General features: G+C 45.2%; 24 protein-coding genes. 14 read left to right on the top strand and 10 right to left on the bottom strand.

The genetic code is table 11. The features are described from left to right. Positions 1 to 237: 237 nt before the first annotated feature. Positions 238 to 1,773 carry a glycosyltransferase gene (locus tag H6F98_RS11580; protein ID WP_192218843.1) on the bottom strand — a complete coding sequence of 512 codons (1,536 nt, stop codon included), beginning with the start codon at positions 1,771 to 1,773 and terminating at the stop codon, positions 238 to 240. A gap of 437 nt (positions 1,774 to 2,210) precedes the next feature. On the opposite strand from H6F98_RS11580, the gene H6F98_RS11585 reads away from it, so the two are divergent. Next, the gene (locus tag H6F98_RS11585; protein ID WP_192218844.1) at positions 2,211 to 2,759 is read left to right on the top strand and encodes a GAF domain-containing protein; all 549 of its coding nucleotides are present in this window, start codon (positions 2,211 to 2,213) and stop codon (positions 2,757 to 2,759) included. Here H6F98_RS11585 and H6F98_RS11590 read toward each other — a convergent pair. Further along, positions 2,739 to 2,924, bottom strand: coding sequence for a hypothetical protein (locus H6F98_RS11590; RefSeq protein ID WP_192218845.1), 186 nt, complete (start codon positions 2,922 to 2,924; stop codon positions 2,739 to 2,741). The two genes, H6F98_RS11585 and H6F98_RS11590, sit on opposite strands and share 21 nt — an antisense overlap. A 37-nt stretch (positions 2,925 to 2,961) precedes the next feature. Here H6F98_RS11590 and H6F98_RS11595 point away from each other — a divergent pair, with 37 nt between their 5' ends. The 5 genes from H6F98_RS11595 (at position 2,962) to H6F98_RS11615 (ending at position 9,888) form a co-directional block, all read left to right on the top strand. Next, positions 2,962 to 3,765 carry a hypothetical protein gene (locus H6F98_RS11595; protein ID WP_192218846.1) on the top strand — a complete coding sequence of 268 codons (804 nt, stop codon included), beginning with the start codon at positions 2,962 to 2,964 and terminating at the stop codon, positions 3,763 to 3,765. A 386-nt stretch (positions 3,766 to 4,151) separates the two neighbouring features. Continuing rightward, positions 4,152 to 4,595, top strand: a complete 444-nt coding sequence (locus tag H6F98_RS11600; protein ID WP_192218847.1) for a dTDP-4-dehydrorhamnose 3,5-epimerase — start codon at positions 4,152 to 4,154, stop codon at positions 4,593 to 4,595. A gap of 250 nt (positions 4,596 to 4,845) precedes the next feature. Continuing rightward, the gene (locus H6F98_RS11605; RefSeq protein ID WP_192218848.1) at positions 4,846 to 5,523 is read left to right on the top strand and encodes a response regulator transcription factor; all 678 of its coding nucleotides are present in this window, start codon (positions 4,846 to 4,848) and stop codon (positions 5,521 to 5,523) included. Positions 5,524 to 5,612: 89 nt separating this feature from the next. Then, the gene (locus H6F98_RS11610; RefSeq protein WP_192218849.1) at positions 5,613 to 8,504 is read left to right on the top strand and encodes a hybrid sensor histidine kinase/response regulator; all 2,892 of its coding nucleotides are present in this window, start codon (positions 5,613 to 5,615) and stop codon (positions 8,502 to 8,504) included. Positions 8,505 to 8,616: 112 nt separating this feature from the next. Beyond that, positions 8,617 to 9,888 (top strand): hybrid sensor histidine kinase/response regulator, encoded by a 1,272-nt coding sequence (locus H6F98_RS11615; protein WP_192218850.1) that lies wholly within the window; start codon positions 8,617 to 8,619, stop codon positions 9,886 to 9,888. 97 nt (positions 9,889 to 9,985) lie between these two features. Here H6F98_RS11615 and H6F98_RS11620 read toward each other — a convergent pair whose 3' ends face one another. From H6F98_RS11620 to H6F98_RS11645, 6 genes are all read right to left on the bottom strand, one after another. Continuing rightward, complete coding sequence (locus H6F98_RS11620) at positions 9,986 to 10,240, bottom strand: hypothetical protein (RefSeq protein ID WP_192218851.1); 255 nt, start codon at positions 10,238 to 10,240, stop codon at positions 9,986 to 9,988. A 40-nt stretch (positions 10,241 to 10,280) separates the two neighbouring features. Beyond that, entirely contained in the window at positions 10,281 to 10,766 is a 486-nt protein-coding gene (locus tag H6F98_RS11625) for a hypothetical protein (protein ID WP_192218852.1), read from the bottom strand. Between the two features lie 925 nt (positions 10,767 to 11,691). Then, positions 11,692 to 12,789, bottom strand: coding sequence for a WD40 repeat domain-containing protein (locus H6F98_RS11630; protein ID WP_242058494.1), 1,098 nt, complete (start codon positions 12,787 to 12,789; stop codon positions 11,692 to 11,694). 166 nt (positions 12,790 to 12,955) lie between these two features. Beyond that, a complete protein-coding gene (locus H6F98_RS11635; RefSeq protein ID WP_313929845.1) occupies positions 12,956 to 13,360 on the bottom strand; it encodes a heavy metal-responsive transcriptional regulator in 405 nt (134 codons plus the stop codon). Between the two features lie 269 nt (positions 13,361 to 13,629). Next, the gene (locus tag H6F98_RS11640; RefSeq protein ID WP_192218854.1) at positions 13,630 to 13,923 is read right to left on the bottom strand and encodes a hypothetical protein; all 294 of its coding nucleotides are present in this window, start codon (positions 13,921 to 13,923) and stop codon (positions 13,630 to 13,632) included. Between the two features lie 277 nt (positions 13,924 to 14,200). After that, positions 14,201 to 14,371: a hypothetical protein gene (locus H6F98_RS11645; RefSeq protein WP_192218855.1), complete on the bottom strand. Its 171-nt coding sequence runs from the start codon at positions 14,369 to 14,371 to the stop codon at positions 14,201 to 14,203. A 424-nt stretch (positions 14,372 to 14,795) separates the two neighbouring features. Between H6F98_RS11645 and ald the strand changes: the two genes are divergently transcribed. Then, a complete protein-coding gene (ald, locus tag H6F98_RS11650; protein WP_192218856.1) occupies positions 14,796 to 15,884 on the top strand; it encodes an alanine dehydrogenase in 1,089 nt (362 codons plus the stop codon). A gap of 247 nt (positions 15,885 to 16,131) precedes the next feature. After that, on the top strand, positions 16,132 to 16,296 hold the full coding sequence (locus H6F98_RS11655; RefSeq protein WP_192218857.1) for a hypothetical protein: 165 nt from the start codon (positions 16,132 to 16,134) through the stop codon (positions 16,294 to 16,296). 404 nt (positions 16,297 to 16,700) lie between these two features. Here H6F98_RS11655 and H6F98_RS11660 read toward each other — a convergent pair whose 3' ends face one another. Further along, on the bottom strand, positions 16,701 to 16,889 hold the full coding sequence (locus tag H6F98_RS11660; protein WP_192218858.1) for a CPXCG motif-containing cysteine-rich protein: 189 nt from the start codon (positions 16,887 to 16,889) through the stop codon (positions 16,701 to 16,703). A gap of 493 nt (positions 16,890 to 17,382) precedes the next feature. Here H6F98_RS11660 and H6F98_RS11665 point away from each other — a divergent pair, with 493 nt between their 5' ends. The 6 genes from H6F98_RS11665 to rpsU all read left to right on the top strand — a co-directional run bounded on the left by H6F98_RS11665 (position 17,383) and on the right by rpsU (position 24,184). Further along, a complete protein-coding gene (locus H6F98_RS11665) occupies positions 17,383 to 20,127 on the top strand; it encodes a PAS domain S-box protein (protein ID WP_192218859.1) in 2,745 nt (914 codons plus the stop codon). Beyond that, positions 20,120 to 20,392, top strand: coding sequence for a hypothetical protein (locus H6F98_RS11670; protein ID WP_192218860.1), 273 nt, complete (start codon positions 20,120 to 20,122; stop codon positions 20,390 to 20,392). Before H6F98_RS11665 ends, H6F98_RS11670 begins: the two co-directional genes overlap by 8 nt. A gap of 71 nt (positions 20,393 to 20,463) precedes the next feature. After that, positions 20,464 to 22,233, top strand: a complete 1,770-nt coding sequence (locus H6F98_RS11675) for an EAL domain-containing protein (protein ID WP_313929844.1) — start codon at positions 20,464 to 20,466, stop codon at positions 22,231 to 22,233. Between the two features lie 255 nt (positions 22,234 to 22,488). Then, the gene (locus H6F98_RS11680; RefSeq protein ID WP_192218861.1) at positions 22,489 to 23,451 is read left to right on the top strand and encodes an aldo/keto reductase; all 963 of its coding nucleotides are present in this window, start codon (positions 22,489 to 22,491) and stop codon (positions 23,449 to 23,451) included. Between the two features lie 123 nt (positions 23,452 to 23,574). After that, positions 23,575 to 23,892: an RNA-binding protein gene (locus tag H6F98_RS11685; RefSeq protein ID WP_192218862.1), complete on the top strand. Its 318-nt coding sequence runs from the start codon at positions 23,575 to 23,577 to the stop codon at positions 23,890 to 23,892. A 115-nt stretch (positions 23,893 to 24,007) separates the two neighbouring features. Then, complete coding sequence (gene rpsU, locus H6F98_RS11690; protein ID WP_192218863.1) at positions 24,008 to 24,184, top strand: 30S ribosomal protein S21; 177 nt, start codon at positions 24,008 to 24,010, stop codon at positions 24,182 to 24,184. A gap of 83 nt (positions 24,185 to 24,267) precedes the next feature. Here rpsU and H6F98_RS11695 read toward each other — a convergent pair whose 3' ends face one another. Then, on the bottom strand, positions 24,268 to 25,896 hold the full coding sequence (locus tag H6F98_RS11695; RefSeq protein WP_192218864.1) for a sensor histidine kinase: 1,629 nt from the start codon (positions 25,894 to 25,896) through the stop codon (positions 24,268 to 24,270). Positions 25,897 to 26,120 lie beyond the last annotated feature (224 nt).

A 26,120-nucleotide genomic window follows, 5' to 3' on the forward strand; every position in this document is an offset into this window, starting at 1 on the left:
AGGGGGCATGGCGGCAGGAGTTGTCTCTTTCATCGCTCAAACCTTAACGTAAAATATCTGCCCTGCCTGGATTATACCTTTATTGCTTGTTGATTTTCGTTTAAGTCCCGTTAAAAACTTCTGCGACGCTGCACTCAGTAAGCTGTTGAAAAACCTACCCTTGTAAGTGCGAGCGCTTTCATCCTGCAAAACTTGGATTAACAAGCTGACTTAATAGTTCAGGATTTTCGACCTCATTCAAACAGAAGGGGTAGCTACTACCTCGTTGTTAGAACCAAAGTAAAGCTGGCTTAATTCTTCAAGGGAAATATTATTATCCAGTTGTGGATTACGGAAGTAGGGATGGATTGGCAAGAGAGAAGCTGGACGACGTTCTGTTGGCGAAGACACAATCTGCTCAATTAGGGTTAAGTAATTCTCAGCAGTACTCTCCCAGGTGTAAGAGTTCAACACCCGCTCCTTTCCAGCTTCGGCAAAATACTCCCACTCCTGACCATCACAGATCAACCGCTCCAAGCCTTGTGCAATATCAGCAGGGTCTTGTGGGTCAACCAGTACACCATATTCCTCATCTCCCTCTCGCAGGCTCTCGCTGGGACCACCATTCTGAGTTGCGACCACAGGTAAACCCGTTGCTGCCGCTTCTAAGGGAGCCAGACCAAAGGGTTCATAGAGTGCAGTTAGCGCAAATACCGAGCGGCGTTGACGCATAAACCGATAGGTCGCCGCCAGTCCCTCTTGCCCTTGATCAGATAAGCCAAAAGCACTGATCTTGCCCCATAAGTTATTTTCTTGCACGACTTCGCGGATGGGGACTAAGACGCCTTGTTCGGCTAGGTCATTATCAGCCTCCTCGCGTAGCGGATCGTCTAGTCCACTTGTAAGTATCACCAAGTTGGCTCGTTCTTGAAGCGTCTGGCTCATTGCATAGGCTTGCACTAACCCCAAGATGTTTTTCTTGGGAGCTAATCGGCTGGCAGCCAGGATAGCCGGTAAATCTCGGCGTTCCTCAGCAATATCTCGTGCCAATCGCTCCTCAATGAGTTGATAGGTAGCTTCTTCATCTTCGGATCGGGTTTCTGAACTGAAGAGGGAAGAGTCTGCTCCTGGTGGAATCACAGCAAAGCAGTTGTCGTTATTGACATCCACTGCGCCATGATAGACAGGATGAGAGTATTGCTCAAAGCGTTCCTGTTGTGTACTGGTGATATTGACAGCCGAGCGATTCATGCTCAAGCGCTCAGCTACAATGCGGTATTTGAAGTGAAATTGCTCGTCTATTTCGGCTAAATTCTCTGGAGTGGGTTCCAATTTGTCCAGCTTTTGTGCCCCAAGAGAATGACCCGTAAATGTGAAGGGTATGCCTGTCTCGTCCTCAATTAGAACAGCGGATAGTCCTCCATCGGCATAGTGGGCGGTCATGGCATCGGGTAAACCACCCTCCTCTCGATAAAATTTCAGGATGTTAGGCACCCAATCGGTGACTAGATGCGACCAAAGCAACTCTTTTGGGAGGAATTCTTTTGGCCCTGCTGGCAAGCGGATGATGCGAACGTTGTCCACGCCGGGATAAGCGTCAAACGGCTTAGCAAATTCTGGCCACTCTGGATCGATGATTTGGCGCGTGAGAATATCAACTTTGTGACCCTTTTGAGCCATTGCCAGGGCAACTTCCCTGACATAGATTAGCTGACCACCAAAATCCGGATGTCCCGTTAGATGACTATTACTTGAATCGAAGTTGCCCTGAGGGTTAAGAAATCCAATGTGCATCGTCTGATTCCTAAGAAAGCTTCATGTGAGTGAGCTAGAGAATTCTGCCTGAAGACGCACAGGAACAATGAAAGCGAACATATCCAGAATGAGTACTGGCAGTAAGGCTTTCATGAGTGCCATCAAAAGTTAAGAGAGAGAGCTTTTATGGGTTCCCTTCGGTTGACACCCAGCCGGATTCAAGCATTTTCCTATTGCTTAGGTTAATCGCTACTAGAGAGTCCTCACATATACCGGATGACATAAAGCGATCGCAAATCCTTGGGTTCCTGAATGATTACACAATGATTAAGCAATTAAAATGCACATCAGCTTAGTATCCTCAGTAATCGTTTTCATGTTGGCAAGGATGGCGCTCGCTCAATAGTCGCTATTAGGATTGAGCAAGCGCAAAGTACAACTAACTCAACACGCTCAACCTATACACAGACAATCCCATGGCTGAATACAAACAAACTCCAGAAAATAGCTCTCTATCCCTGTCTACCCCTCCGTTGGTTACTAACATATCGGAGGCTGATGCCATCCTTACGGATGCGATCAAACACGTTTGCGAAGAGACTGAATGGGAATATGGTGAAGTCTGGATTCCCGAAGCGGACAACACAATCCTACAACTGAGTCCAGCCTGGTATATCACTACACGGGTAGACAGCGATCGCAAGCTTGCCTGGAAGCAGTTTCGGTGCTGTAGTGAGGAGTTCGTCTTATATCCAGGTGAGGGATTACCAGGACGAGTTTTTTCAGCTCAACAACCAGAATGGATTGCTGATGTGTCGATTCAGTCAGAATTCTACTTTTTACGGAATCAGATTGCCAAAGCGTTTGGGGTTAAATCAGCCTTGGGTGTGCCTGTAGTTGAGGCACACCTACAAATTGTTCTCGTTTTTTTCATGTCAAAGATTTGGGATGAGAACAAGCAAGTGATTGCCTCCACCGAGGCTGTCGCCGAGCAACTTAAACCATTACTGCCAAGTCTGAACTGAAGCAACGAAATGTAGAACGTTTTTAAAAGCGTAAGGAATGCGATCGCCAATCGCTTTGGTACCAACCGCTACGACAATATGGAGGTCATCCTGACCAATCGAGTATGTTAAAACCGATGATATTACCCTAATCCGCAAGGACGGGTGTGACGTTAGACTACTCATCAACGGATTTCGCAAGCTAGTTAGGAGGATTTAGGAGATGACTCAGGGTTCCGTCAATCAGCTTGGCGAAATTATCCCTCAAACGCTCAACGCATATGCTCCCAATGTGTTTCCAGAATTTCATCAAACGCTGCAAACACACTTTCCAGGGGCAGTACCGATGAGTAAGTACATGAGAAAAACTTTCCAAAGCTTGAGTACCTACGGTTTTTGTGACGAAAACACGATGGGAATGATCGCAATCTGTCGGGATGAAATCGCTGAACCGCTATTCATTGAAGTCATTCGATATTGGGGAAAAACTTTTAATTGTTGCAGCTTAGCTGGGTTTGTCATGATGGGAAAAACCGGGTTAGCCGCCGCAACAGACCATACCCCGATCGTTGATGGTCTGCGTCGTTTTACCTTCTATGCTATGCCTCATGTCGCCATTTCTAGACATGGCGATATTGGCAAGGTCTATCGAGATGGCGTTCAAAAAGTTTCCCATGCTTGTGGAGCATTAGAAACGGTTGTCAAGGAGTTAGCATCAGGTCACCTGAAACTCGAAATGGATATGCAGGATATTGAACAAACGATTATCCGGCAGAAGATTCTTTCAACCCTTACTTATGGAGACAAGCCCGATTTGATAGAAATTACCAAATTGGCATCTCGAATTATTTCCAACGATGTCGAAAACCTTTTAAATACCCTAGACTCGTCCGTCTTTAATTATGCCGTCATGACCGGAATTCAAATTCACGGCCCCCTAGACACTCACTGGATCTACCCGCAAGATTTTTATGTCGTTGGAGCGGATATTTCTGAAGGAAAGGAACATATTAAAGTGTTTCAGTAGAGACAAGATTAAATAAGGCAATGGCAACGCGATCGCTACTCGCAATACCTGTACGCTAAATCTCAAATCTTCAGCTCGGATAGTTGGTTCATTGACTTTAGCTTTAGCTCTAGCTCTGTGTCTTGGTTAAGGCGCGTAGGTGGTAGGTTTTAAGGGAAAAGTTATAGCCCTCTCCTGGGAAAGATTAGGGTTGTGGGTAGATTTTGGCTGACAAGGCATACCTGTAGACCTACAACCTAACACCTTGACAGGGGCAGCTTTAGCCCTAGTCGCTAATGTTTGGCTCCATATCACAAAAGTTTCGCTTATTGTTGCTTGTGTAACATTTTTTTAGACTTACGTCTTCTAGATTAACAATAAAGCTTCAACTCAATAGGAGGCTTGATATGGGCTTGATCAGGAGCATTGAGATTCGGCAGCTAGAGTCGATCAAAGGAGGAATGTCTCAGTTCTACACTCCTCAAGCTAGTCACGAGACAATGCTGGTACAGATTCCACCAGGAACAGTGGATGATTTGTTTGTACACAAATTTCAGACAGACCAATTATTGGTTGTGCGGGCAAGCTTTGTGCTGGTGGTGTTACAAAACCGTCATTACCAGTACATTCTCCTGTGTGAAGAGCAGCCAATGGTAGTCAAAATCCCTCCTGGTGTTCCTCATGGAGCGATTAACTTGAGTGCAGAACCCTGTGTGCTGGTGAATGCTGTATTACGCCATGGTGCGGCTCATGAGCGAGATTATCAACCCCTGAAACGACCCTTCCCTTACGATTTAGAAGCCGCTCAGGCAACGCTGAAGGAAGAATTTATAGCGGGTGCTATCGGCTAGACCAGCTTGCCCCAGGTTTCCTTACCTCTTTCGCGAAAAGATGGGTGAAAACATTTTGAAGGGAGTATGGAAGAGTTGAAACATGCGATCGCGCTTGCAAATAAAGCATTTGTGGCACTTGTAAAATCAACTACACCGCCTAGGTTTCATCAGGCTTAGAAGAATTTATCAAAAAAAGTTCTTAGGTTCCTGTTTGATGGGGCATACATGACCTAGCGTAAGAGTAGATTAGCTCTTATACCAGTACCCCATGCCATTGATAATCCTGGTTGCAGATGACAACCTGGGAACTCGTCTTTCTGTTAGCGATTACCTGGAAATCTCAGGCTACTCAGTCGTCGCGGCTGAGAATGGTCAGGAGGCGTTGTCTCTGATAGACACCTATCATCCTCACTTAATTGTTACAGACATCAATATGCCGAAAATGGACGGCTATGAACTGGTCAAAAGAGTTCGTCAAAAGCCAGCATTCCGTCTGTTACCTGTAGTGTTTTTGACCGAGAGAAACACTACAGAGGAACGGATTCGCGGTTACCAGTTAGGGTGCGACTTGTATCTACCCAAGCCTTTTGAGATGCAGGAATTGGGGGCCGTGATTCGCAATCTTTTGGAGCGAGCGCAGATGATGCAGGCGGAGTTACGATTCTCCTCGCCAGAAGTAACACCTGAGTCTGAGCCGTCACACCAAGTACAGACAAGTCACAGTAAGCCGAGCGCTTCTAGACCCAATAGTTTTGGTATAAGCGAGCGAGAACAGCAAGTCTTGGATTTACTCACAACAGGTTTATCCAATGTCGAAATCGGCAGCAAGCTGCACCTCAGCCATCGCACTGTCGAAAAACACGTCAGCAAGCTCTTGAGCAAAACAGCAACCAGTAATCGAGCGGAGCTAGTCCGATTTGCCCTAGAAAACCATTTAGTAGAATAAGTCTCAGGACTCTTGAAATAGGTAAAGAGTTTTGCTAACTAATTTCATTGGCTAACACCAGCCCTAGCCACAAATAATTCTGCGACTCAATGTTGCTGCAACCTCTGCTCAACCAGATTTCCAAGAGTTCTGGAAAAATCCCCCTCCGGGTTTTCCTCGTCGTCCCGTTTGTCCTTCAGACTGTTGCTGCTGTGGGACTAACAGGGTGGTTTTCTTTACGCAATGGACAGCAAGCCGTTAACGATGTTGCTAACCAACTGGGTAGTGAAATTACCGCTCGGATTGACCAGAACCTGCGTACTTACCTTGCTACCCCGCATCAGATTAATCAGATCAACGCAGCGGCTATTAGTCTTGATCAACTAGATATCCGAGACTTGGCAGGATGGGAACGTCAATTCTTTCGTCATCTTCCGATATTTAATAGCCTGTATAGCATTACGCTGGGTAACGAGCAAAAAGAATTCATTGGGGTAGAAACTCGCGAACAGGGCTTACTCGTAGTAATGCACTCGGATAAGACTACGGGGTATAACCTGCGTACCTATGTTGCCACCAGCAAAGGCGATCGCTTAAGACTTCTTAGCCTCACTGAAAACTACGACTCACGAGTTCGCCCTTGGTATAAAGCGGCTGTGGCTGCGAAGAAACCCGCTTGGAGTCAGGTTTTTCCCCAATTCAGTACTAAAGGACTCAACATTGCAGCAGTTCAGCCCATTTATGACAAGCAGAATAAGCTACAGGGAGTAGTCAGTATCGGCGTACACCTCTCGAAAGTCGGTGACTTTCTGCAAAGTCTAAAAATTGGTAAAACTGGACAGGCTTTTATTATCGAGCGGTCAGGGCTGTTGGTGGCAACCTCGACTACTGAACCGCTATTTCGCATCAACAACGATAAACAGGAACGGCTCAACGCGGCGAATAGCAGTAACCCCTTAACTCAAGCGACGGCTAAATATTTGTTAGCCAAATTTGGCAATTTCAATCAAATTAAAGATTCCCAGCCCCTCGAATTTGATATTGACGGCAAGCGGCAATTTGTACAAGTCCTACCCTTACTCGATAACAAAGGCTTGGACTGGCTGATTGTGGTGGTAGTGCCAGAATCAGACTTTATGGAACGCATTGAGGCAAACACTCGCTGGACAATTTTGCTGTGTCTCGGTGCTTTGGGGCTAGCAACTCTATTAGGTATACTGACTTCCCGTTGGATCGTCCAGCCAATCCTACGCATGAGTAAGGCAGCGAAAGCGCTCTCTCAAGGAAAATGGGAGCAAACCCTACCTGTAGAACGCGCTGATGAACTAGCGGTACTGGCCAGCGCCTTCAACCAAATGGCACTGCAACTGCAAGAATCTTTTGCCGCTCTAGAACAGCGCAATCAAGAGCTAGAAAGTCGAGTTGAAGAGCGTACTGCCCACCTGCAAACTGTTAATGAGCAACTGCGAGTTGAAATTGTCGAACGCACACAAGTGGAGATAGCGCTCAGAGAATCAGAAACCCAGTTACAGCAGGCAAAAGAGGCAGCAGAAGCCGCTAATCGTGCGAAAAGTGAATTTCTTGCGAATATCAGTCACGAACTGAGAACCCCACTCAACGGGATTTTGGGCTATGCACAAATCCTCAAGCGTGAAAAAAGCCTAATGCCCCAACAGCAGGATGGGCTAGTCATGATTCAACAGTGTGGTGAACATCTGTTGACCTTGATTAATGATATTTTGGATATCTCAAAAATCGAAGCCCGGAAAATGGAACTCCAGCCGAGTAATTTTCATTTTCCCGAATTCTTGGGTGGCATTGTTGAACTCTTCCGAATGCGATCGCAACAGCAGGGAATCGCTTTTATCTACGAAAGCCTTTCGCCTCTCCCAACTGGTGTATGGGGTGATGAAAAACGCTTGCGGCAAGTTTTGATTAATTTACTCGGTAATGCCGTCAAGTTTACTGAAAACGGTGGAGTCGCGTTCAAAGTTGGTGTGGTTGAGGAACCGACTCAGCCAAACTCAGCGCCTACAACTAGTGAAACCTACAGAATACGGTTTCAGGTGGAAGACACAGGAATTGGCATTCCTCCAGAGAAATTAACAGAAATCTTTTTACCCTTCCAGCAAGTAGGCAATCACAATCAATGGATCGAGGGAACTGGACTCGGTTTGCCAATCAGTAGCAAACTCGTCAAGATGATGGGCGGTGAACTTCAAGTCAAAAGTAGCTTAGGTTCTGGCAGTATATTTTTCTTTGAAATCAATTTACCGAAAGTGACAGAGTGGACTAATTCCTCCACAATTGATGCGCTGATGATTAGTGGTTTTAAAGGTGAGAAGCGCAAGGTGTTAGTCGTGGATGATAAATGGCAAAATCGTTCTGTTCTACTCAACTTGCTATCACCTTTAGGCTTTGAAGTTGTTGAGGCGATAGATGGTCATGATGCGTTACTCAAAGCTGCCGAGTTTAAACCAGATGTGATTTTAATGGATTTGGTTATGCCTGTGATGGATGGTTTTGAGGCAACACGACAACTGCGGCAAGCAACCGAACTCAAAGATATTGTTGTAATTGCTACATCAGCAAGTACATTTGATTCCGATCATCAGGAAAGTTTAAATTCAGGTTGTGACGATTTTATTGCCAAGCCAGTGCGCTCAAAGGAGCTTTTTGAACTTTTACAGTCTCATTTAGGGCTGGAATGGGTTTACGAAGAGGAGATAACAACACCAGGGAAGCTAGATGATACCCGAATCCAAACTCATGGAGATTCTTCTCATACTTCTGTCTCACTAGTTGCGCCACCAGTGGAAGAAGTAGATGCCTTGTTTGAACTAGCAAAAATTGGCGACATCAAGGGCATCTTGGAAGGAGCAGAGCGTCTTGAACAGATGGATGAGAAGTTTTTACCGTTAGTACAGGAGCTTCGTCAATTGGCTAAGGGATTTCAGGTTAAGAAAATCCGGGAATTGCTTAAGGCTAAGAGTAAGGTTTAGTTTAATTTTGAAAAAGTTAAGCACTTCTATAAAAAATAGACTTGGGTAACCGTAACCTTGAAAATTAATAGTAGAAATATCTCACAAATAATAAAAAGCGACTTAGAAACGAATGAGTAATAAAAATCTGGAAAAAGGGATTATTTTACTGGTGGACGACACACCCACTAACTTAGGTGTCCTGTTTGAGTCGTTAAGTAACTCTGGCTTCAAAATACTGGTTGCGCTAGATGGAGAAAGCGCAATTGAGCAGGTTGATTATGTTGTGCCTGATCTGATTCTTTTGGATATCTTAATGCCAGGAATTGATGGGTTTGAAACTTGTCATCGCTTGAAATCAAAAGATTCAACTAAAGATATTCCTGTGATTTTCATGACTGCTCTGACGGAGACAGTGGATAAAGTAAAAGGCTTTGGTGTGGGAGCAGTGGACTATATCACAAAACCTATACAAACAGAAGAGGTTTTAGCCCGCGTCAACACACACTTGTCCATTCAAAACTTAAAAAAGGCACTACTTGAGCAAAATGAGCGCCTGCAACAGGAAATTTGCGATCGCCAAAAGGCAGAAGAGGCGTTGCGATTGCTCTTACATAGCGTTTCTCACGATCTCCGCAACCCTGTAACCGGAATGTCAATGGTGCTGCGGAATTTGCTTGCACAAGAAAAGGAAACTATACCCGTTGGACGCTCAATCTTAGAGCGCATGGCAACAAGTAGCGATCGCCAACTCAATTTGATCAACTCTCTAGTCGAAGCCCATGCTAACGAAGTTCGAGGTGTAGCCAGTATTCGTAAGCCACTGCAACTCAGTCAGCTTATTCAAGACTTGGTTGCGGATTGGGAGCCAATTTTTGTCAAAAGTCAAGCCACACTTACAAATCTTGCTCCGGCTGAGTTACCGCTAGTTAATGCTGATGCTACACAGTTGTGGCGTGTATTTGAAAACCTCATTGGCAATGCCCTCAAGCACAATCCTCCGGGCGTGAGTTTGACAATAACAGCTACAGTGGAAGCCAAGGAACAGAACCAGGAAGAAGCGATCGCTAATTGCTCAAACTCTAAGCTATCTTCTCCTACTCCCTACTCTGGAGTAGGCACGGCAACACCATCCTTACTCTCTACTGCCCCAAAAAAACTCCACTCTTCGCCTACAGTAATTCGTTGTACGGTTAAGGATAACGGCATCGGCATAGAGCCTCAACAGTGTGAACGACTCTTTGAACTTTATGTCCGAGGTAGCCAGTCTCGGCACACTTCCGGCCTTGGCTTAGGGCTATATCTGTGTCGGCAAATCATTACTGCCCATGGTGGTGAGATTGCTATCAGTAGTACCCCAGGTAACGGGGCAACGTTTTGGTTTACCTTACCCGTCCTAAAATAGGTGTTAGGTGTTAGGGGAGAGGGATTTTCATCGCAATGTTTGTGTACTCCTGTTCATGCGTGCCTAACTTAAAATTGGGAAGTACTGTCAACGAAGACTAATATCCAAGCTTTTCGTGGTGCAAACTATGCATCCGCTGAGCTATTTCTAATGGAATATCAACTTTCTCAAAATCCTCAATCTCAAATACCCCAACACGAATATTAATCAGTCGCCAAGAACCACGTTCGCGCAATAATATGGCATCTCCCCTCAGGTCTTCTATTGTCCAGGTGACAAGCGCATATGGCTCATCGATAGTCATTTCTATAAATTTTACATCTTGTTGCTGTTCGTCCAATTGATTGACCATGTATCTAGTCATAACTTCCTTGTTAGGCGATTGCCTTTAGCTAAGGCTCCTCTTGGATAGATGCATTCTTGAGTAATACGGTTAGTAGATTTAAATGAATATTTAAGTGGTACGTCATTGCACCCAAATATCGAATGTGATGAACTAGTTTTTCATCAAGAGCGATTAGCCCTGTATAATTATTATCTTCTTGTTCATTGTTTCTTATATCAAGATAGCTATTGTAGTCTCTGATTAGCTTAAATAGGCTATTGTCATCATCTTGCAGCATATAGGCAATATGCTCATCCATCAATAAATATTGAGGGGGCGTATTTTCAATTATTACCTTGAGTTTTCCTTCGTTTATTGGAGTAATTAATGTTTGTTTTAATAAACAAGATTTTTTTTGCTTCAGCAGATTCAGTTCGCGGCGGATTAGCTTATCTGCCTTGCGTAAGTTAAAAAAAATATTATCTACTTCAAAAATTAAGTACGATAACAAGACTTGCGATTCTTTCTTTGTGTCTGTGGCAGTCTGAAGCATTTTACTGAATCTAGTAATAACCGTTAGCCCAAGCCTTTGTTTTCGTCATATACTTTTTTATTCATCAAAACATTGTTGTAAGTTCATAACTTTCTCAAAGGGTAAGGGTGTAAATTCCGGCAAAATCCTACATCACTAGTTGGCTTTCATGGAAGCGGTAGCCAGTCTAGATTGACAATGTATGTGCTACGTGCCAACTTATGGCACATCAAACCCTAAGCGAATCCTAGGTTCGCTCACTCAAGCTTTAAACAAAACTGGACAAAACCCAGTTAAGTACGCGATCGCAAAATCTTGATAGCTAATTAGGCTAAGTAGAAATTCTTACTAGTAGTGGGTTAAGAATTGCACTACTAGTCAATACAAAATTTGCATTTGTAGCTTTAACCCAAGTTTGGTTGGGAAACCTATGAAGTTGAAGGAGAAAAGTAGATGACCCTGATGTATTCAACCTGTAGAGCAGCGAAAGCAAGAAGACTGGGTTTAACAGTCTGTTGCTTCCATTTGGGAGATATCTCAACATGTAATACTAGCGTAAAACATGTATTACTATGAATAGTATTTCAATTTGCTGAGATCAGCAACAAACTCAGGCAAAGTTTATCAAGTCTTAAAAAAATCCGCTGAGAGAGTAGGCTTTTCAAAGTAGGCTGAACAGCCACGGCTAAAGGCTTTTGCGGGTAGCCACTACTGAATTTGCAACAGCACTCACCCTTAAGAAATTGCAACCTTGAAGCTACATAGAGGTAAAGCAGTGACGAATACTCATAGCAGCACATGATGTAACTAGACTAAATGCAACTGCCTAAAGATAGAAATACAGTAATACAACTCAGCTAACTACAATTACCCATAAAGCTTCTCACTTGGATGAGGACGCTCTCCAGAATTCTCCTGAACTTCTGTATTCTTCTTGGTCACCCAGCTACTTATCAATGGTTGCTGATGAGATTTGCCAAATTTTGATGGTTTGGTCAAAGCCTCCACTCGCGAGAAAGCGCCCATCCTGGCTGAAAGCAACTGATTGCACCCAGTCTTGATGTCCAGGTAATACAGCAAGAAGTTCGCCTGTTTTTAAGTTCCATAGCCGGACACCATCACGGCTAGCACTAGCAAGGGTTTCGCCATCAGGATTAATTGCGATCGCTTGAATCCGTCCGATATGCCCAGAAAGGGTGTATTCTAGTTGCCCAGTTCTTAAGTTTCGGACTTTGATGGTGCGGTCATAACTGCCACTGACCAAAGTTTGACCATCAGGTGTAAATGCGATCGCATTCACAGCACCTGTATGCTCAGACATTGTACTCAGTAATTGTCCCGTCCTCAGGTTCCACAGTTTAATCGTACCGTCTCTCACCCCACTTGCCAGGATGTCCCCATTAGGGTTAACTGCCAGGGCATACGTTGGATTATCGAACCGTACCAGCGTGTAAAGGGGGCGCTGCGTCTTCAAATCCCACAGCCGAATCCCATCCAAGCCACCAGTGACTAGCGTATTACTATCTGGTGTCATTGCCAGGGAAAGAACATTGCTGGAATGTTCCAAAAAAGTTCGGGTGTACTGCCCCGTTTGCCAGTTCCAGAGATTGACACCAGCGTCAGCCCCACAACTAGCCAGAATTTCTCCATCAGGGCTTAATGCCAGGGCAATCACAGAGGTTCGGTGCGCCCGAATGCTCTTGATTTCTCGTCCTGTGTTCAGCCACCACAATTTAATCTTGGCATCACTATTACTCCCGCCACTAATGAGGATTGTCCCATCAGGGCTGAAGACTAGGGCATCAACAGGCGCAGAATGCCCTTTAAGGGTGCGAACGAATTGTGGTGTTTTCCAAGCGTCAGCTAGCGGTAAGACTTCCGAATTGCTTGTTTCGGGTGAAGGGGCATCAACAACGGTAGGGACAGGCATTGGCTGAGCCACTACCGCGAGACTCATGCTAAAAGTGATGCTAGTTGCGATCGCGCCCAAAATTGCCAGTTGTCTCTTTGTGAATCTGCAACAACTGGAAGCAAAATAGTTCATGAATATGATTTTTTTAAGCTATCGAATATTTAACCTGCAAGCTGCTATTTAGCCTATTGCTTGTAGGATGAGTCGAAAAGCCAGTCCGTGTTATGCAAATCAAATGTACAGCAGCTTAGAGGCATCAACCTACCTAACTTTGTACAGGCCGCGTGTATCATTAGCTCTACTCATTGGTTAGCGATTGAATATTTGGGCAAATCGTCTGGGCAATACGATTACCCGCTGGTTGCTCTTGCCAACCCGAAAGTACGCCCAACAGTTCAGACTTAAGAATTTCTAACGCCTCGATTTGTTGTGTGATTGCCTCAACTTTGAGCAGTAAATGCTGCTTTACAGCACCACAGGGCAATTCACCAGAGTCATGAACTTTTAGGAGTTCCTGAATCTCGCTGAGGCTAAGCCCTAAAGACTGTGCCCGTTTAATAAACGCTAGCCGATTTATAACTGAAGGGCTGAAGAGGCGGTAGCCAGATTCTGAGCGTGTTGTTGCCGGAACCAGAAGACCAATTTCCTCGTAATAGCGAATGGTTTTTACTGGAATTTCGCTACAACTGGCAACCTCACCAATTTTGAGCTTCTGATGGCATCGATTTTCTGCTCCGTGGGTCGTTCGGGCTTGCTTGTGTCCTGCTGTTCCCCGTTTGGCTAAGGCTAGCGGAGGCGATGCACTAACACGTCCCACTTCGCTATCAGCAGCATAATCTTTCATTAGAGCGGTTTTCAGTTAAATGAGCTACAGCTAAAGGTTGTGAAACAAGTGTCAAAGTCAGGAAAACAAAAAAGCTGAGCGCTGATAGCTGAGCGCTAACTGCTATGTCGGTTCATTAACGTCAGCGCTTAACGGTGTGGTTTACGCTTAGTCGTGCTTAAAATCGGTAACGCCGGACGTGACGAGCTAGGAGGGAGAAAATGCGTTACTGGCTGCTCTGCTAGCTCAGCTTCTCGACGCTGGCTTTGCCACCAACGCAACACAATCGCGAGCATCACCATCATTATCCCAAAACCTAGCAATGACCAACGCTCACCAACGCCACCAATCACAGCATCTACGGCACCGACAATGACGATGAAGCTAGAAATTGGCTCTTTTCGATAAGCTGACTTCAAAATTCGAGGCCACAAAGCATTCATCACGGCTTATAACTTACTCAGTTCCACTTAGGTATTTAATCTAATTTCAGGGTATCTCATCAGTGTCCCAATTAACGATGCACACTCTTTACCCTGAATACTTCTATTTTCTACCGCTTCATTACAGCCGACAACATCGCCCATCAGATGGGATTTGATGGAATCACTGGATTCACCTGCATACAGAGATTGCAAACTTGATTGCTAGTCTCTTCACGTTTTAGTAGACGAGTAAAATTAGTGTAGGTTGCCGAGCGGCGAGAGCCAAATTCTTATTCTATTGTAAGCCCAGCCAGGTTAGTAGCCCCTGTCCCGTAGAATATTCGATAACCAAGGTCAATACAAAACCAATCATTGCAGCGCGACCATTTAAACGCTCTGCGTAGTCATTAAAGCCAAATTTGGGTTCTTCTAGCTGGGGGGTTGTGGTTGGTTGCGGTTGTGTCATGGTTTTAAAACTCTATTTAGGGTTTTTGGTTACAATCCTTTACTATTTTTAATCATTCTTCAATCAGGAAAGCTTGTCAAGTTTTATAAGGGCTGGGGCAAGAGATTAGGGTAGGAACTCAAGAAGATTCAAATCCATGCAATGTAGAGAAGGTTGCAAGCACCTAGCTATCTATTGGTTTTTCTGAACTTCTGGCTCAGAATTTCCAATCATATTGTGTAGCAATTGGCGGCAGGACTAGGTCACTCGCCATACTGTAGTTAGAAGCCCTTAGCGAAAAAATAGTAGACTTACTCGCTCTCACCCGCTACGAGAAGCAGCGTTTTTGGCTTTTTGGTTCAACTACTCTTATCGGTGGCACTCTTGAGCTAGCTATTGGCTGATACAGGCTCAACATAGTACCGATTCTCTTTCGAGGTAAACAATGGAAATAGGTGTCCCCAAGGAAACTAAAGATCAAGAATTTCGTGTAGGTTTAAGTCCCAGTAGTGTTCGAGTATTATGTGAAGCTGGTCATCAGGTATTTATAGAAACCAATGCTGGCGCTGGTGCTGGATTGGCAGATGAAGACTATCTGCAAGCTGGAGGACAAATTGTCTCAACGCCAGCTGAGGCTTGGAATCGTGAACTGGTCGTCAAGGTGAAAGAACCACTTAAGCCGGAGTACCAGTTTCTCCAAAAAGGGCAACTGCTGTTTACTTATCTACACTTGGCAGCTGATCGAGCGTTAACCGAGCATCTCATTGATTGTGGCGTAACTGCGATCGCGTATGAAACCGTTGAGCTTCCAGACCGGAAATTACCTCTACTCACCCCCATGAGTATCATTGCTGGTCGTCTGGCTGTGCAATTTGGAGCTAGGTTTCTAGAGCGCCAGCAAGGCGGACGAGGTCTGCTTTTAGGGGGAATTCCTGGTGTTAGTCCGGGTAAGGTGGTGATTCTTGGTGGCGGAATTGTCGGTACAGAAGCGGCTCGGATTGCTGTAGGGATGGGGGCGAGAGTACAAATTTTCGATGTTAATGTCGAGCGATTGGCGTATTTAGAAACCCTCTTTGGTTCTAGAGTCGAACTACTCTACAGTAGCTCTGCCCAAATTGAAGCGGCTGTCCCCGATGCTGACTTACTTGTTGGTGCAGTTTTAATTCCAGGGCGACGTGCGCCAATCCTCGTGTCTCGGAGTTTAGTACAACAGATGCGTCCGGGTTCTGTAATTATTGATGTGGCAGTAGACCAAGGCGGCTGCATCGAAACCTTACGACCGACTTCTCACACCAATCCTACTTATATTGAGGAAGGTGTTGTCCACTTTGGTGTGCCGAATATGCCGGGGGCTGTTCCCTGGACAGCAACCCAGGCACTCAACAATAGTACTTTGCCCTATGTCCTGAAGTTAGCAAATCAGGGATTAGAGGCTCTCAAGCTTGATTCCACCTTGGGAAAAGGTTTGAACGTACAGAATTACCAACTGGTTCACCCAGAGGTACAGCAGGTATTTCCGGATTTAGTTCGCTGAGGCGATCGCTTTCTTTGTGCGTGAAGGAGTAGCAAATGCGATTGCAATCTGGAATATGTCTCTTTGACTGAACTGAAGCAACACGCCCTCAACTCTTGATGAAAATTGGGTGCAAAACGAGAAATCGGCTTAAGGTATTATCCCTATTGATGGAGGATATTGTCTGATTTGCTAACTATCTTAAGCAGTAGAACGGGGTGATTTATCCTGTGTTCAACAGACGTTTAAGAGGTTTTAGTTGCAAGTTATGCAGTATCAAACAACAGTAGGGTGGTCGCTGATTACTTCGGGAATCGTGACGCTCTTACTCAATGTCCTTCCCGGTAAGTCCCTTTGGTGGGGAATTGGATTTCTAGTGATTGGAATTGTGGCACTCTATGTGCGGAAAAGCGATCGTATTCCCACACCCTAAGAGTAGGTGACTACCACTTGCCAAAAGTTGACCATCAGGGCTAATGGCGAGAATATACGCGGCACTGGTATGCCCTTCTTCTCATTATTCTCTTTCCAAGCTGTATTATCTTAGGAATTGTCTTGTATAAAAAGCACTGTGCTTATCGTGCTGCTGTTCTACTTCAACAGATTGAGGCGTTAGAAAGGTTGTGGCGGATAAGTCCGAGAAAATAGAACAAGAGAATTGTCTATTGTCTGTGGTGAATTTCGTCTACATATTAGTGAAGGAAGTAAGCGATCGCTTTTTGAGCAGGCAAGGCAAATGCGATCGCATTCTTGAGTAACACTAAACGGCGCTAACAGAACTTGCCATCACGCTTCTTGCTCTTGTCCATATTCCCCTACTCAGACCCCTTGAGGGGTTCAGCCTTCGTACTCGGTATCTATTTCAATCTCTAGAGTGTCCTCATCCACCCGGACATACAAGATATTGGGACGACAGCAAACCTGGCAATCCTCGACATAAGATTGCTGCCCACCCGCACTCAAATCAATAAATGTGAGATTTGGTTCCCCACAATAGCCACAGGTAAATTCTGCTGTATCTTGCATTAAAATTTAGCGTTTGAAATCGGTACTCTACCAGCGCACATCAAGCTGCTTAGCCAAGATGTTCTACTAAGTATGGCAGCTAATAGTCTATCAGGGATGGTGCCAGTGAAGAGAGCCAGGGAAAGATGATGTATTAGGACTTTTATACTCTGCCTTCACCTTCACAACCCTCTATTAAGCAGATTAAGATTCCGCCTTAAGGTCAAGACATTCTCTAGTCAAGAGTTCACAATGGAAGAATCTTATTCTATTTGTCACTCTTTGGTTTTATGAATTTTATTCTCCTATAAAAAAAGTACTTAATTTTCAAGAAAATCAAATGCTTGAAAATTCACCCTAAATTCATAGGAACTTAAGTACAAATCTAGGGTTAGCGTTTTAAATGATGAATAGACCGATTCTTTTCAGGGTTATTTTCTGACAAGATTTTATTATTAGGGGCATTCTCTGTCGGCAACTCAGTTGAGTGTGGTTCAAAATCCTAATTGATGTTATGATTGCCCTCTTCTATTTATCAGTTCCGCTGCTGTTAGTTTATTTCCTCCAGCACCCTACTAATCTCCCTATACAGAAAAGTTTCTGGTTGTTGTACACCTTCGTTATCACTTACCTGCTGGTGGTGTGGACTCTCTGGCACTCCGAAGATTGGCTAGATGGTCTTGTTAAAACAACTAGTCTAGGTATTTTCTTCTACGGGGCTGAAATTGTTATTCAATGGATATCTAAAGTTGTAGAAACGTACCCTAGTACATCTCTACAGGCAGTATTTACCCAAGCGGCGGCACTAAAAACTCAGGAACACCAACAGCAAGAGTCTGCACAACGGCTTTCCTTGCTAGTTAAGCAGACTCCACTGGCAGTGATTGAATGGACTACTGATTTTGAAGTCGTGGACTGGAACCCAGCCGCAGAAAAGATTTTTGGCTATGACAAACGGGAGGCTTTGGGTCGCAATGGGGTTGAACTGATAGTGCCTGAAAGCGCAGGGGAGCAGGTAAATCTGGTTTGGCGACAATTGTTGCAGCAACAGGGTGGAACTCGCAGTACAAACGAGAACGTGACGAAAGAGGGTCACAAGATTTATTGCGAGTGGTACAACACGCCGTTGGTTAATGCTAAGGGTGAGGTAATTGGGGTAGCGTCTCTTGTTCAGGACATTTCTGAACGAAAATTTGCAGAAGAAGCGTTGCAACAAGCCAAAAACGAGCTAGAAATTCGCGTTGAGGCACGCACTCAGGAATTAAAGCAGGCTTTAGCTGAGCTTCAGAACGTTATCACCCAACTTCAAGGTGAAATTGACCAGCGTCAGCAGGTAGAAGCGGCGTTGAGAGAGCGAGAGGAGCAGTATCGGTCAGTTGTTGATAATGTCAAAGAAGTCATATTCCAGACTGATGCCAATGGGTTGTGGACGTTCTTGAATCCGGCATGGAGTGAAATCACAGGATTTGCGATCGCCGAAACGCTTGGCACACCCTTGTTAGATTACGTTCATCCCAACGATAGGCAACGCCACTGGGAACAATTTCAACCCTTGATTGGAGGCAAAAAAGAATACTGCTCCCATGAAGTTCGCTACATTACTCAAAACGGTGGGTATCGCTGGATTGAGGTATTAGCACAATTAACCTTCGATGCTGACGGGACGTTTCGTGGTACATCTGGCACCCTGAAAGACATCACACAGCGACATTTAAGCGAAGCGGCACTCCGGAAAAGCGAGGAACGTTTCCGTTCCTTAGTTGCTAATATTCCTGGGGTGGTTTACCGCTGTGCCTACGATGCTGATCGCACAATTGAGTTTATCAGTGATGCGATCGCAGAAATTTCAGGTTATCCAGCGGCTGACTTTATCCACAATCACATCCGAACGGCTGCCAGTTTGATTGCGCCTCAAGATATCGCACGAGTTCAACAGACTCTATCAGAGTGTGTAGCGCAAAGACAGCCCTACGTGCTGGAGTACCCAATAGTTACAAGCAATGGCACGTTGAGATGGGTGTATGAGAAAGGTCAGGGAGTATTCAGTGAAGAGGGTAGCCTACTCTGGTTAGACGGCGCAATATTTGACATCACAGACTACAAGCAAACCCAAGAGAATTTGCGCTACAGCGAGGAGCAATTCCGCCAACTGACAGAAAATATCCGGGAGGTCTTCTTTTTAACAACTCCTAACCTCCAGGAAATTCTTTACATTAGTCCAGCGTATGAACAGGTTTGGGGTCGCACCAGGCAAAGCTTGTACCAACAGCCTAGCTCTTGGATGGACAGTATACATCCACAAGATCGCGATCGCGTAGCGGGAAATTGTTTACGCAGCTTGCAAAAACAGCAAGATTTCGAGCAGGAGTATCGGATTGTGCGACCGGATTGCTCCGTGCGCTGGGTATCGGTGCGTGGCTGTCTTGTCTTTAACGAGGTGGGGGTAGCAACGCGCCTTGCGGGGATTGCAGAGGATATCACAGAACGTAAGCGAGCAGAAGCCGAGATTCTCAACGCCTTAGCCAAAGAAAAAGAACTAGGTGACCTAAAATCTCGTTTTGTTTCGATTACCTCCCATGAATTTCGCACCCCGTTGACGACAATTATGTCCACGGCGGAGTTATTAGAATACTACGACTGGACAAAAGAGGAAGAACTTGAACAACTGCATCTCATTCAAGAGGCAGTCAAACAAATGCTCCAACTCTTGGAAGATGTGCTGTGCATTGGTACCGCAGAAGCGGGACAACTACAACTCAACCCAGAACCACTGGCGTTGAATGAATTTTGCCGGGAGTTGGTCGCCCAATTCCAGCATAGGATGAGTTTAAAATCAACCCCTGCAAGCCCTCAATACACCCTGACGTTTGTAAGCCGGGGTCAAAGATTTCTTGCTTGTATGGATAAAAGGCTACTGCGACAAGTACTGAATAACTTACTTGCAAACGCCATTAAATACTCTCCCAATGGTGGCACTGTTCGATTTGAATTAATTTGTCAAAATGATCGAGCGATCTTCCAGATTCAGGATCAGGGGATCGGTATACCGAAAGAAGACCAACCACGACTGTTTGAGTTCTTTCATCGAGCGAAAAACGTAGGTGCCATTACTGGGACAGGCTTGGGTCTAGCGATAGTCAAACAGTGCGTTGATCTACATGGGGGTGACATTACCGTCAAAAGTGAAGTTGGGGTGGGAACACTATTTACAGTAACGCTGCCCTTGAAGAACCATTTCTCTATTGCTCCCTATGTTTAATAATTTGCCCCCAATCCCCCTAGACCAGATTGTCAGAAATAACCCACCTGTAAAAACTCTCCCCCAGATTCCCCTACTTTCGGAACGGCTGGGAAGCGTTCGCCATGAAGGTCTAGGCGATCGCATCCAGTGTACTAGCAAAGCTGATTGCGCTCTTGTGGAAGCCGCTCTGGAGCAGTGCTTCGGAGGAAGTAGCCTAAAATTCCCCCAGATCCCTCAAAATGTGGCTCACAAGCTAAAAGTGTTGCAAAATGATGACCTGTGAAATTGAGCGGATCACACCAGTATCCCAATCACAGCCGTTTCTGAACTCAGAATTTGTGAAGCAGCTAATTTATGTCAATTTCACTTCCTCAAAAAGAAAAACGGATGCACAAGATTCTCGTAATTGAAGACGAGCGTGTAATCAAAATGAACCTGCTCAAGCTCCTGAGTGCAGAAGGGTTCCAGACTATCAGTGCTGATGATGGGATTAGCGGGTTAAAACTCGCTCAAGCTGAGCTGCCGGATTTGATTATTTGCGACATCCTGATGCCTAACCTGGATGGCTACGGTGTTCTCAAAGCGTTGCAACAAAACCCAGTGACTGCCACAATTCCTTTTATTTTCCTGACTGCCAAAGCGGAACGCTCAGATTGGCGTCAGGCGATGACCTTGGGGGCAGATGATTACTTAACTAAGCCATTTACTAGAGCGGAACTCCTTGATGCGATCGCGTCTCGCCTCCATAAACAAGAGTTTTTGAGCCAACGGCATAGTATTGAACTTCAGCAGGTGGAAGCTCAACTGAACTACTTACTGCACTACGACCGTTTGACTAACCTGCCTAATCGACTCTTGTTACAAGAACGGTTTACTCAGCTAGTCAATCCAAAAGAGGGACAGCCTCGGCAGATTCCGATCCTCTCTCTTGGTTTGGAGCAACTCAAGCGGATTAACAATGCTTTAGGCCCGACTAGCGGCGACTTGTTAGTTCAAGCGGTCGCAGATCGACTGCAACGTACCGTCAGGCAGCAAGATACCGTCGCGCAATTGAGTGGTGATCAATTTGTCATTCTCCTTGCCAGGACAAATCAGCGCCTAGAGGTTGCTCAGGTTGCGAAAACCATTCTTGATGCCTTTTCCAACCCCTTCCTGGTTAACGACCACGAGATTTTTCTCAGCGGGGCAAGAATTGGTATCGCCTTTTTTGGACGCGATGGTTGTGACCTTGACACCTTAATTAAACATGCTAGTGCAGCAATGGAGGATGCCAAGAAGTCAGGAACAAACCCCTATCAGTTTTATATCGCCTCAATAGGGGCAAAATCTCAAGAAGCACTGTTACTAGAACTGGAACTGCGCCAAGCCTTGGAACGCGAAGAATTTCAGCTCTACTATCAGCCTAAGGTGAATCTCCGAACAGGAGAGATTAAGGGGGCAGAAGCGTTGGTACGTTGGCATCACCCCCACAGAGACTCGGTTTCTCCGACAGAGTTTATTCCATTGGCTGAGAAAACAGGTTTTATCGTTCCATTGGGAGAGTGGGTTTTAAGAACAGCTTGTATCCAAGCTAAAGTTTGGCAAATGGCTGGTTTTTGCCCGTTACGAATCGCCGTAAATTTGTCAGGACATCAGTTTAATCAGCCACATCTGAGTCGCTTAATCTTTGAAGTCTTGCAAGAAACTGGGCTTGACCCTCGCTATTTGGAATTAGAGATTACTGAAAGTGCCTTGATGCAGAATCCAGAAAGCGCGATCGCAACGTTGCATGAATTAAAGCAGCTTGGCATTGTGATCTCCATTGATGATTTTGGTACGGGCTATTCTTCTTTAAGTTATCTCAAGCAATTTCCCTTTGATATTTTGAAGATTGACCGCTCGTTTGTCTGCCAGCTCGCACAGGACACGAAGAATGCAGCGATTACGACAGCGATTTTGCAATTGGCTCATACTCTGAATCTCAAGGTTGTTGCTGAAGGAGTAGAGACACAAGAGGAACTCGATTTCCTCTATGGACATCAGTGCGATGAGGTACAAGGCTATTGGTTTAGTCCTCCTTTGTCTGCTCAAGACTTTGAAGAGTTGCTCAAGGGCGGGAAGCGTCCACCGCTCTTTTCGAGTTGAAGTTCGTTGTCTTGCTTGAGAACTTACATCGTAAGAGAGACGAGGGCATCAGTACAGTGCTGATATGCTGAGCGCTAGCTCAATCCTAGGTTTGGAATGAGAGTAATTTCACATATCAAAATTGTCTTAACGTGACAAAGCTATTTAATAACTATTAACTATACAAATAATCTAGACCGCAGTTTGCGACCATCCCAGTAGATGAGTCAGTCTCTTGCTCATTAGCAGCATCTTAATAAGTTTAAGGAGTTAGGCATGGAAACACGACGCTTGGGCGCCTCTGATGTCAAAATTACCCCTGTTCTCATGGGTACCTGGCAAGCAGGAAAAAGTATGTGGGTAGGGGTTGAAGACGCTGAAACGATTAAAGCGATACGGGCAGCGTTTGATGCCGGGATCACAACCGTAGATACAGCAGAAGTCTACGGAAAGGGTCACTCTGAGGAAGTTGTCGCTGAAGCACTTGCTGATGTTCGTGACCAAGTGACTTATGCAACTAAGGTGTTTGCCAACCATCTCAAATACGACCAGGTATTTGAGGCGTGTGAGGGTTCTTTAACGAGGCTCAAGACAGACTACATCGATCTCTATCAGATTCATTGGCCTTCTGGTTCGTTTAAGAGTGAGGTTGTGCCGATTGAAGAAACGATGAATGCCTTAAACGAATTAAAAGAACAAGGCAAAATCCGGGCAATTGGTGTTTCTAATTTCTCCCGTGCCCAGATTGAAGAAGCCATGCAGTATGGACGCATCGATAGCTTGCAGCCTCCTTACTCTCTGTTTTGGCGTCAGGTAGAGAAAGATACTGTGCCGTATTGTGTCGAGAACAATATTTCTATCCTTGCCTACTCCTCATTGGCGCAAGGATTATTGACGGGCAAGTTTGGTCGCGATCACAAATTTGAGGAAGGCGATAATCGCAGAGATAATAAGCTGTTTAAGGGTGAGAACTACGACCGAGCGCAGCAAGCTCTAGACAAGCTGCGTCCAATTGCTGAACGTCATCAATGTAGCCTCGCTCAGTTGTCCCTCGCTTGGTTGATTGCTCAGCCACAAACAAATGCGATCGCAGGTGCCCGCAATACTGAGCAAGCTGTTGGTAATGCCTCTTCCGCTGATGTTGACCTGTCTACCGATGAAATCAAGGAAATTGATGCGATCGGGCGCTTAGTCACCGATCAGCTAGATGAGAATCCTGTAATGTGGGACTGGGATTGATGAAACCAATTATGCTAGGGTATTTATCGAGAATTGAATTCGGCCATTGAGTATGTTTTTCCTAGTTGGCAGACATCTCCCCGAATCAAAATCTCCAAAGTATTTGATCTGTTGGAAATGTCCATGTCAATTTATGTAGGGAATCTACCGTTTGCCGCTTCTCAAGAAGATGTCAGAAGCGTCTTTGCTGAGTACGGCACTGTTAAGAGTGTTCAACTACCGACAGACCGTGAAACCGGTCGGATGCGTGGATTTGGTTTTGTAGAAATGGAGACAGAAGCCCAAGAAATGGCGGCAATCGAAGCCCTTAATGGTGCTGAGTGGATGAGTCGTGAGCTTAAAGTTAATCAAGCAAGACCCCGCACAGATCGAGGTTCTTTTGATGGTAGTCGTGGGAGAAACGACAACCGTAGCTTCTCTCGCAATTCTCAAAGCTACTAAATGCTAAACGCTGTTGAAAAGTCAAGCAGGCTTCTTGCTCTGCCCATTTACCGAGATTAACCTTTGGTTAGTCAAAAACCGATTGTCAGTCATTAGTGTTGATGAGTAAGTTAGGATGACTCAAGTACTTGTAGGTCAAAACGAAGGAATTGATTCAGCTTTGCGTCGGTTTAAGCGTCAAGTCTCCAAGGCGGGGATATTGACAGAAGTCAGGCGTCATCGCCACTTTGAGACTCCTCTGGAAAAACGTAAGCGTAAGGAAGTTGCACGACGGAAGAAGCGTTGGGGTTAACCAGAGTTCAGTGCCGAAATCTCTGATGCAACTCTAAATTGCCTAGGCAAGTTGGCTTAGCGGGTACGGACAAAAGTTGCTTCTTACTGGCGGAGCGGAATTTCGATCACAAATTCCGTTCCTTTTTCTGGTGTTGAGAAACACCTCAAGCGACCACCATGTTTTTCAACAACGATTTGGTAGCTGATGGATAGCCCTAATCCTGTACCTTTGCCTACGGGTTTTGTCGTGAAAAAGGGGTCAAACATCCGTTGTCTAACTTCCTCTGGTACTCCGGTGCCATTGTCGATAATTCTGATCACTGCCCATGTGGCTGAACTATCCTCGATAACTTCTGTACGAATCCAAATTGTGCCGGGATCATGTTCAGAATGCGTTACCGGGGGTTTACGGCTGTCTGGGAAGCGCAACTTGGCGACACAGGCACCTTGCGACGGCAATGCTGAGACTCTGGGATTGATAACTGTTTCACTAACACACACATCAGGTTTTGAAATCACCCAATGCTCTTTGAAATCCTGTGCAGTGCAGCCTGAAGTGATGGACTCCTCTAAAGCATCTATTGCATTGCACAGCAAATTCATAAATACCTGGTTCAAAAGACCGGCATAGCATTCTACTAGTGGTAGTTGTCCGTATTCCTTGAGAATCTTAATCCCTGGCTTGTCTCCTTGCGGTTTGAGCCGATTGTGGAGAATTATCAGTGTACTATCAATCCCTTGATGCAGGTCTACTGGCTTCATCTGAGCGTCGTCAAGCCGCGAGAAGCTTTGTAGTGACTGAACAATCTGACGAATGCGGTCTGCCCCCATCTGCATTGAGGCGATGGTTTTTGGAAAATCTTCAACGAGAAAATGCAGGTCAATCTCCTCAGCTTCCTCTTGAATTTCTGATGCTGGCTGAGGATAGTATTTGACATAAAGCTTCAGAATGTTTAGTAAATTCTCAGCATATTGACTAGCAGGGATCATGTTGTTGCACAGGAAGTTCACGGGATTGTTAATCTCGTGGGCAATGCCAGCCACTAACTGTCCCAAGGTCGCCATTTTTTCGTTGTGAATTAATTGCGATTGAGTCTGTTGGAGCTTTTGTAGAGCGAGTTCCAGTTCCTGGGCTTGGGCTTTAAATTGAGCTTCCGATTGCCGCAAAGCCTCCTCATCTAATTTGCGCTTTGTGATATCTGTAACAAAGCCTTCGTAGTAGAGTAACGTACCCTTTTCGTCGCGCACTGCCCGTGCATTCTCGGAAATCCAAATGAGACTGCCGTCTTTGCGATAAACCTGAGATTCAAAATCACTTACCGAATCACAGGTATGCAGTTGCTTGATAAATTCATAACGTCGGTACGGCTCAACATAAAGCTGCCGTTCAATATCAGTCAAGGTTGTCAGTAATTCTTCTGGTGATTCATAGCCATAGATGCTTGATAGTGCAGGATTACAGGCTTGATACTGCCCATCCGGCGTTGTTTGAAAGATACCCTCAACGGCATTCTCAAAAATACTGCGATACTTCTGTTCAGCTTGCCGCAGAGCCTCTTCCACTTGTTGGCGTTCCCTTTGGGCAGCTTCGCTAACAGCAATTTGGTTAGCTAGTTTTTGCTTAGCTCGTTTCAACTGCCTTGTCCGCTTTGCAAGTTTTTTATGGATTGTTTCGTCGCACTCTCCCCAGTTCTCAGAACGGGTGGGCAACCGATTACGGTTTGGGAACATGGCTCATTTGTTGAAGATTCTCTGCCCACTGTCCTCATTATTTGACTTTTTAGTCACTAGCTGAGGTGACGCAACCTTTTCAGATCTTGTTATGTCGTGTGTTATTGAATGGTGACAGTTGCCCACATTTTTTGTGATCAAAGTTTACAAAAAATGTGATTTAAATCACTGCGGGTGTTTAAACTTGAGAAAAAGGAAGTTCTCCTTCTTGAGGTTGCCCTAGT

The sequence above is a fragment of the Microcoleus sp. FACHB-SPT15 genome (genome assembly GCF_014849525.1).
Classification (GTDB): domain Bacteria; phylum Cyanobacteriota; class Cyanobacteriia; order Cyanobacteriales; family Coleofasciculaceae; genus Symplocastrum; species Symplocastrum torsivum.

What these genes read in the sequence shown, in the direction of transcription:
- H6F98_RS11580 (WP_192218843.1), bottom strand. Translation starts at nt 1,773, where the DNA reads ATGCACATTGGATTTCTTAACCCTCAGGGCAACTTCGATTCAAGTAAT.
- H6F98_RS11585 (WP_192218844.1), top strand. Translation starts at nt 2,211, where the DNA reads ATGGCTGAATACAAACAAACTCCAGAAAATAGCTCTCTATCCCTGTCT.
- H6F98_RS11590 (WP_192218845.1), bottom strand. Translation starts at nt 2,924, where the DNA reads ATGAGTAGTCTAACGTCACACCCGTCCTTGCGGATTAGGGTAATATCA.
- H6F98_RS11595 (WP_192218846.1), top strand. Translation starts at nt 2,962, where the DNA reads ATGACTCAGGGTTCCGTCAATCAGCTTGGCGAAATTATCCCTCAAACG.
- H6F98_RS11600 (WP_192218847.1), top strand. Translation starts at nt 4,152, where the DNA reads ATGGGCTTGATCAGGAGCATTGAGATTCGGCAGCTAGAGTCGATCAAA.
- H6F98_RS11605 (WP_192218848.1), top strand. Translation starts at nt 4,846, where the DNA reads ATGCCATTGATAATCCTGGTTGCAGATGACAACCTGGGAACTCGTCTT.
- H6F98_RS11610 (WP_192218849.1), top strand. Translation starts at nt 5,613, where the DNA reads ATGTTGCTGCAACCTCTGCTCAACCAGATTTCCAAGAGTTCTGGAAAA.
- H6F98_RS11615 (WP_192218850.1), top strand. Translation starts at nt 8,617, where the DNA reads ATGAGTAATAAAAATCTGGAAAAAGGGATTATTTTACTGGTGGACGAC.
- H6F98_RS11620 (WP_192218851.1), bottom strand. Translation starts at nt 10,240, where the DNA reads ATGGTCAATCAATTGGACGAACAGCAACAAGATGTAAAATTTATAGAA.
- H6F98_RS11625 (WP_192218852.1), bottom strand. Translation starts at nt 10,766, where the DNA reads ATGCTTCAGACTGCCACAGACACAAAGAAAGAATCGCAAGTCTTGTTA.
- H6F98_RS11630 (WP_242058494.1), bottom strand. Translation starts at nt 12,789, where the DNA reads ATGAACTATTTTGCTTCCAGTTGTTGCAGATTCACAAAGAGACAACTG.
- H6F98_RS11640 (WP_192218854.1), bottom strand. Translation starts at nt 13,923, where the DNA reads ATGAATGCTTTGTGGCCTCGAATTTTGAAGTCAGCTTATCGAAAAGAG.
- H6F98_RS11645 (WP_192218855.1), bottom strand. Translation starts at nt 14,371, where the DNA reads ATGACACAACCGCAACCAACCACAACCCCCCAGCTAGAAGAACCCAAA.
- ald (WP_192218856.1), top strand. Translation starts at nt 14,796, where the DNA reads ATGGAAATAGGTGTCCCCAAGGAAACTAAAGATCAAGAATTTCGTGTA.
- H6F98_RS11655 (WP_192218857.1), top strand. Translation starts at nt 16,132, where the DNA reads ATGCAGTATCAAACAACAGTAGGGTGGTCGCTGATTACTTCGGGAATC.
- H6F98_RS11660 (WP_192218858.1), bottom strand. Translation starts at nt 16,889, where the DNA reads ATGCAAGATACAGCAGAATTTACCTGTGGCTATTGTGGGGAACCAAAT.
- H6F98_RS11665 (WP_192218859.1), top strand. Translation starts at nt 17,383, where the DNA reads ATGATTGCCCTCTTCTATTTATCAGTTCCGCTGCTGTTAGTTTATTTC.
- H6F98_RS11670 (WP_192218860.1), top strand. Translation starts at nt 20,120, where the DNA reads ATGTTTAATAATTTGCCCCCAATCCCCCTAGACCAGATTGTCAGAAAT.
- H6F98_RS11675 (WP_313929844.1), top strand. Translation starts at nt 20,464, where the DNA reads ATGTCAATTTCACTTCCTCAAAAAGAAAAACGGATGCACAAGATTCTC.
- H6F98_RS11680 (WP_192218861.1), top strand. Translation starts at nt 22,489, where the DNA reads ATGGAAACACGACGCTTGGGCGCCTCTGATGTCAAAATTACCCCTGTT.
- H6F98_RS11685 (WP_192218862.1), top strand. Translation starts at nt 23,575, where the DNA reads ATGTCAATTTATGTAGGGAATCTACCGTTTGCCGCTTCTCAAGAAGAT.
- rpsU (WP_192218863.1), top strand. Translation starts at nt 24,008, where the DNA reads ATGACTCAAGTACTTGTAGGTCAAAACGAAGGAATTGATTCAGCTTTG.
- H6F98_RS11695 (WP_192218864.1), bottom strand. Translation starts at nt 25,896, where the DNA reads ATGTTCCCAAACCGTAATCGGTTGCCCACCCGTTCTGAGAACTGGGGA.